General features: G+C 49.3%; 6 protein-coding genes and 1 rRNA gene. All 7 read right to left on the bottom strand.

Annotation, left to right across the window (positions count from 1 at the left end; genetic code table 11):
* Positions 1-372: 372 nt before the first annotated feature.
* Complete coding sequence (locus AC1DUA_RS20560) at positions 373-858, bottom strand: nucleoside deaminase (protein ID WP_477501543.1); 486 nt, start codon at positions 856-858, stop codon at positions 373-375.
* Between the two features lie 24 nt (positions 859-882).
* Positions 883-1,812, bottom strand: a complete 930-nt coding sequence (locus AC1DUA_RS20555; RefSeq protein ID WP_477501542.1) for an ABC transporter permease — start codon at positions 1,810-1,812, stop codon at positions 883-885.
* A gap of 51 nt (positions 1,813-1,863) precedes the next feature.
* Positions 1,864-2,985: an ABC transporter permease gene (locus tag AC1DUA_RS20550; RefSeq protein ID WP_477501541.1), complete on the bottom strand. Its 1,122-nt coding sequence runs from the start codon at positions 2,983-2,985 to the stop codon at positions 1,864-1,866.
* Positions 2,982-4,520: an ABC transporter ATP-binding protein gene (locus AC1DUA_RS20545; protein WP_477501540.1), complete on the bottom strand. Its 1,539-nt coding sequence runs from the start codon at positions 4,518-4,520 to the stop codon at positions 2,982-2,984. Before AC1DUA_RS20545 ends, AC1DUA_RS20550 begins: the two co-directional genes overlap by 4 nt.
* A 277-nt stretch (positions 4,521-4,797) precedes the next feature.
* Positions 4,798-5,331, bottom strand: a complete 534-nt coding sequence (locus AC1DUA_RS20540; protein WP_477501539.1) for a chromate transporter — start codon at positions 5,329-5,331, stop codon at positions 4,798-4,800.
* Positions 5,303-5,551 (bottom strand): chromate transporter, encoded by a 249-nt coding sequence (locus AC1DUA_RS20535; RefSeq protein ID WP_477501538.1) that lies wholly within the window; start codon positions 5,549-5,551, stop codon positions 5,303-5,305. The genes AC1DUA_RS20540 and AC1DUA_RS20535 overlap by 29 nt, the downstream gene beginning before the upstream one ends.
* Before the next feature lie 664 nt (positions 5,552-6,215).
* A 5S ribosomal RNA gene (rrf, locus tag AC1DUA_RS20530) occupies positions 6,216-6,332 on the bottom strand.
* Positions 6,333-6,342 lie beyond the last annotated feature (10 nt).

Genomic DNA, 6,342 nt, shown 5'->3' with positions numbered 1-6,342 from the left:
GTAAATGCGCCATCCCCATGGGTCAATTTATATGAAAGAAGTTTGTAAAGTTTCATAACATCAGGAACTTTTTTTGTAAAAATGCAAAAATAGCCGCTAGGGACAAGGAACTTCCCCCTAACGGCCTTCATTTTTGGCTTCTAATTTGCTGTGGTTGCAGCGGACAGAGAAGACGTTATTCTGCCCAATTCGGCTGAAATCGAGGTGCTATCGGACTGAGATGACGTTATTTATGCATTTTGCTGCTGCTTTAGGCAACTTCCCGGCCAATAACGGCACGTGAGTCCGTTAGATGCTAATCCTACCCTAAAAACAGCAAATAGAGTGATCTCAGTCCGTTAGCCCACCCCAAGGTGGCTAGCGAATATCACATCACTTCCAAAAGCCTGCATGCGCCGCAACAGCCTCCGCCTCAATCTCGGGAACTGGACCGATGACCTGTATCGGTTTGCTCCCTCTAGCGAAAACCACACGACACGGCAAATCCAGCGTAGGATTCTGCTCATCCGCCCCGGTCAATTCAGCCAGACGTGTCTCCGAAATGCCATAGACGACGCGCCCGACATTGCCCCAATAAATGGAGCCCGCACACATAGCGCACGGCTCTGCTGACGTATATAGCGTGCATGCCCATAGCTCGGCTTTGCTGTATTTTTTCGAGGCCGCCTCCATCAGTGTAGTTTCAGCATGGCCCGTACAGTTGGATTCGGTTATTTCTATATTGCCTTGCTCCAAAAGGATCTCCCCCGACCGCCCTACCAGCAGCGCACCAAACGGTGTATTCCCAGACTTTCTGGCTAACAGAGAGAGTTCAACGCATCTTTTTAAATAGAATAAGTGGTTCTCTGGTTCATTCATCTGCTACCCTCCATATATTTTCGCCTAAAATCTTTGCTCCCTAATATAGGGAACACCCAGCGCCTCCGGTGCGCCCGAAGGCTTATTGCGGTTACGCCATCCGAGGAACATAAGTACGAGAATGGTCACGAGATAGGGAATCATTTTCAGAAAATAAGAAGGAATATGGCTGCCAATCAGCTGTACGCGGAACCCCAGAATGTCCAGAACTCCAAAGAAATACGCACACACCAGAGCACGAATCGGGTTCCATCTGGCAAAAATAATAAGCGCCACGGCAATCCATCCGCGCCCGGACGTCATGCCTTCATTCCATGTCGGCGTGTACACAAGCAGCAGATCTGCTCCTCCAAGACCGATCAGCATGGAACCTATCATAATGCAGCCGTAGCGAATTGCGATAACGGGTATACCCATGACATCAGCGGTTGCGGGATTATCCCCGACAGCCCTCAGATGCAGCCCCCATGAAGTCCGATGGATGAACAGATGCATCACAATCACCAGCACAAAACTAAACCAAGTAAACAAGTCCATATGGGCAAAAATCTTTCCCAAAAAAGGCACATTCTCCAGCCATCCCAAATGAAGCTTAGGCACCGCTCCGGTTATCGGTTGTCCACTCACTGGCTTCCCCAGATATGCGCTAAGACCGGTACCGAAGATCGTCATCGCCAGCCCGCAAACCACTTGATTGGCATGCAGCGAGACACAAAGCACCCCATGCAGCAAACCGAGCAATCCACTCACGGCAAGAACACAGAGAATAGCCAAAGCCAAATTCCCCGTATATATGTACAGGAGACAAGAGGTTACCGCTCCCATCAGCATCAGCCCTTCTGCTCCTAATTGGGTGATGCCGGATCTCTCGATTAGAATCCCGCCCAATACGGCCAGTAGCAACGGAGTACCAGATGAAATGGCCGAAACAATTAATTGCGTTAAGATCTCCATCGCTTTATAGCCCCTCTCAATCGCCAGTATGGTATCAAGTTATTCACCTAGTTAACTGTTACGACGCATGCGAAATTTCCCTGCCATACCSCCTGCAATCAGAAAAAACAAGATAGCTCCTTGAATCATCGACGAAATCGAGGACGGGAGGCCGATCGTTTGCACACTATATCCACCAACAATCAGTCCGCCAAAAAGCACCGACGAAACCACCAGACTAAGCGGATTCAGCTTCGCCAGCCACGCCACGATAATAGCCGTATACCCATACCCCGGAGAAATACCGTACATGAGACGATGCGCCACACCCGATACCTCCCCCATGCCAGCAAGCCCAGCCAGACCTCCGCTAATGACCATGACGACTAGCACATGCCTAGTAATCCGAATTCCAGCATTCCGCGCCGCTTCTGCATTCGCTCCGATAAGTCGAAGTTCATAACCCCAGCGTGTATAACGAATAACGAATGCATAAAGCAGCACACCGATAATGGCAAAAATAATGCCCAAATGGAGCCGCGAAGCACCAAATGTAGGTAAAGATTGCGCCGCAGTGAACATCGGCGAGCCTGGAAAGTTGAAACCTTTCGGATCTTTCCAGGGACCGAATACCGAATAATTCAAGGCGAGCAGCGCCACATAATTCAGCATCAGTGAAGTAATCAATTCATTGACTTGAAAATAAGTCCTCGGAATTGCTGTCAACAGCCCCCAAAGTCCCCCCGCGGCGATGCTTGCCACCACCATACAGGGAATTGATAGGTATATCGGCAAATGTGGAAAATAGATCGTTATCGCCGTCGCCGCCATTGCGCCAGCCAGAAACTGCCCTTCGGCTCCGATATTCCACACAGAAATTCGGTACGCAATGGATACCCCAAAGCCGCACAGCAGCAGCGGAATCGCTTTAACCAACGTCTCCGTCAGGCCAAAAGAAGAGCCAAATGCGCCTTTCAGCATTTTGGCATACACGGTAATCGGGTTCATGCCGTTCAACGAGATAAAAATCCCGCAGGCTACCAGCGCCAAAACGATGGATACAATGGTACTCCACCATGGGCTTTCGCGACCCGCTGGGTCAATCTCCCAACGATACGGCAGGCGTAAGCCCGATTCACGTTTGACAACTTTCGTTTCCATAGGAATAGTTCCGGCTGTTTGTTGTTCACTCATCCTGCGTCCTCCTCCTCTGACCCTGCCATCAGCATACCGATATATTCACGGTTCGCTTCTTCTCGGGGAATATTTCCCACGATACGTCCGCCGTACATGACCATAATCCGGTCCGATAGCAACAGCACCTCATTCAAGTCCTCAGATATGAGCAAGACAGAACGCCCCTTTTTCCGCAGATCCTCTAACTGATCATGTACTCCTGCTGTCGCTCCGACATCGAGTCCTTGCGTCGGATGCACCGCTACCATCAGCTTCGGATCGAGATCAACCTCCCTAGCGAGGAGCAGCTTCTGCTGATTGCCACCCGACATATAACGCACAGGCGCATCAATGCCAGACGTCTTCACATCAAAAAGCTCAACAAGCCTCTGCGACCATTTCCGATTGTTCTCTGTGCGAAGCAGTCCGAAGCGCGAACGTTCGGGGGAACGGTATGTTTTGAAGAGCAGGTTATCGATGGCGCCCAAGCTTCCCGCGAGCCCGCTCTTCATCCGGTTTTCCGGCACATGGGCTATGCCTTGCTCGATAGCTCCCCGCACTGAGCCATTGCGCAGTGGCCTCCCGTCGAATCGGATGTCTCCGTCTTTCCATGGGCGAAGGCCTGTTAGCACTTCCGCAAGTTCTTTTTGCCCGTTTCCAGAGACGCCGGCCACTCCGACAATCTCCCCAGCCTTCATATCAAAATGAAGCCCATCCAGCACCTTACGTCCTTGATCAGCGTAAACGTTCAAACCATTTACCACCAGCATAGGGCTACCCGCTGGCTTCTCCCTCACAACAGTCCGGGCATTCACGCTCTCTTGTCCGACCATCAGCTGCGCCAAATCACGTTCGCTCGTCTCCGATTTCGCCATCGTTGCGATCATCTTTCCTTTGCGCATCACGGAAATATGATCCGAAGCGAACATCACCTCTTTCAGCTTATGTGTTGTCATGATGACGGTCTTGCCTTCCTGCTTCATGCGGTTCAGCGTTTCGAACAGCTGCTCTACCTCACCTGGCGTCAGGACCGATGTCGGTTCATCCAAAATGATGAATTCGGCGCCGCGATACAGCGTCTTCACAATCTCTACCCGCTGCTGCTCGCCGACGGATAACTGCCAGATCGGCCGCTCCACTGGAAACGGCAGTCCAAAATGCTTCGAAATCGCCTCAATCTCCTCCGACTTCCGAGCTAACCAACGCGGTCCTCTCCAGAATGAGGATGTTTCCCCGAGGACGATATTCTCCGTGGCCGTTAACGTCTGCACGAGCCTGAAATTTTGAAACACCATGCCGATTCCAAGCCGCATCGCATCCTTAGGCGAACGAATGCGTACTTTCTCGCCACGCAAGTGAATTTCGCCATGTGTGGGGCGGTACACCCCTGAGAGCATGCACATCATCGTGCTTTTGCCGGCGCCATTTTCCCCGAGCAGCGCATGAATTTCTCCTGCTTTTGCCCGAAAATTCACCTCATCGTTCGCGATAACGGAGCCAAACTGCTTCACAATCTGGATCATCTCAACGGAATACTGCTCCTCTGTCTTCAATCGCGCCCCTCCTCTTATAACCGTATATGCTCAAAACAGCATCTCCCCATGAAGGATCTGCTGCTGCTCCATACATCTATCCATTTTTTCCACTATACTGTTCAAGTGAAATTCACGTCAATTAACATCACATCTTATTAGCGCTGTACACGAAAAATACCTCTCACTTTGTGCTAATCACCAAAGTCAAGTCAACTTACATGACGCGAATGCAAAAAGGAGCAGCCACAAAACGTCTGTACAGACGTTTTGTGGCTGCTCCTTAGCTAATCGCTAACTAGGAAAGAAATATGCCGCCGTATACAAAGCCGGCCACAATCACAAAAGCAGGATGAATCTTTCTCTTTTGAATGAGATAGAAAGCCACTGCCGCGATGCCAATAAACTGAAGATATCCGATTGCCTTAGTAGACTCAACCATGCTGCTCCATGTAACCAGCACCATCATGATTGCGATCACGGGCTGCACAAGCAACGTCATCCCTTTGATCACAGGGGATTGCTTATATTTCTGCAGCATATTCAATAAAATGATTAGTGCGATAATCGACGGAACCACCGTTGCCGCCACGGCTATTAATACCCCGATCCACCCGCCGAGTTGAAACCCAACATATGCGGCAATTTTCGTCGCGATCGGCCCAGGCAGCGCATTTCCCAGCGCTAGCATGTTAGAGAACTCACTGCTAGTCATCCACGCATGGTTCGTAACAATCTCCTGATACATCAAGGGTATTGAAGAAGGTCCTCCTCCGTACCCAAACACATTAGCCAGAAAAAAACTAACAAATAAATGCCACCATTCCATCATGCGTCCTCACCTGTCCCCAGCTRTCTCTTCTTCCACTTATCCTTGAGTTTATGATGGAAAGAACCGTATCCAGTACCTCCATGAACTCCTCGTCTTTCATCCACTGAAAGCGCGTTACTGCTTCATACCGGACTAATGGGACTATCGACGGACCACCGCCATATCCGAGAATCCCCGTGCGCAGCATCGCCATTCCAATCTGAACATATGTATTTCCCACATGCATCACTCCTGTCTCTTGCTGCAATTTCAGCATCTATATATGTACTTACATGGGCTGCAACGAAGTAAACTTCGCCTTATTGTAATATAAGTTTAAATGATTTATTTGATTCTATCCGCACTTTTGTGAAAATGACAAACAATGTTTGGTTTCTTTGGGTTCTCACCTTACTAGCAGGCACCCCTGCATCGCCATATGCTGCACATTGTGCATTTAAATCGCGCTAAAATAGCGGGTGATTACCTCATCGTTGTACTTTGTACAACATATATTTGAGTGAATAGCCTTCTTTCTGCATACTCTGGTGAAATGGTTGTACTTTGTACAATGGGAGGCTGATTCGCAGTGGGAATGTTGTACTACTAATGCTCCTTATGCTTCGCATTTATCCAGACTTACTGCAAAAAATGCAGGTAATTATCCTCCAATAGACGGATTGACCAACATTGATGTAAAAAGTGCAGGTAATTTCAGGTAAATCAGACGATTCCGGTGTATTCGCTTGATTTAGCTGTAGGAAATGCAGGTAATCGGTCAAAATGCAGGTATCAGTGCTAATTTACTGTACTTTATACAGCTATACCACTAAGGTGCCTTTGRCAGAGGCAGCAGACAACAAAAAAACCTTACGAGGATTTCTCCTTGTAAGGTTCTTCAKTGTGCTTGGCAACGTTCTACTCTCCCAGAACCCTGCGGTTCAAGTACCATCGACGCTGGAGGGCTTAACGGTCGTGTTCGAGATGGGAACGCGTGGGTCCCCTCCGCCATCATCACCAAACAGTCAAAGC

The organism is Paenibacillus sp. 01T422 (assembly GCF_056398785.1).
This window is presented reverse-complemented; position numbering and strand designations above follow the sequence as displayed.

What these genes read in the sequence shown, in the direction of transcription:
- AC1DUA_RS20560 (WP_477501543.1), bottom strand. Translation starts at nt 858, where the DNA reads ATGAATGAACCAGAGAACCACTTATTCTATTTAAAAAGATGCGTTGAA.
- AC1DUA_RS20555 (WP_477501542.1), bottom strand. Translation starts at nt 1,812, where the DNA reads ATGGAGATCTTAACGCAATTAATTGTTTCGGCCATTTCATCTGGTACT.
- AC1DUA_RS20540 (WP_477501539.1), bottom strand. Translation starts at nt 5,331, where the DNA reads ATGATGGAATGGTGGCATTTATTTGTTAGTTTTTTTCTGGCTAATGTG.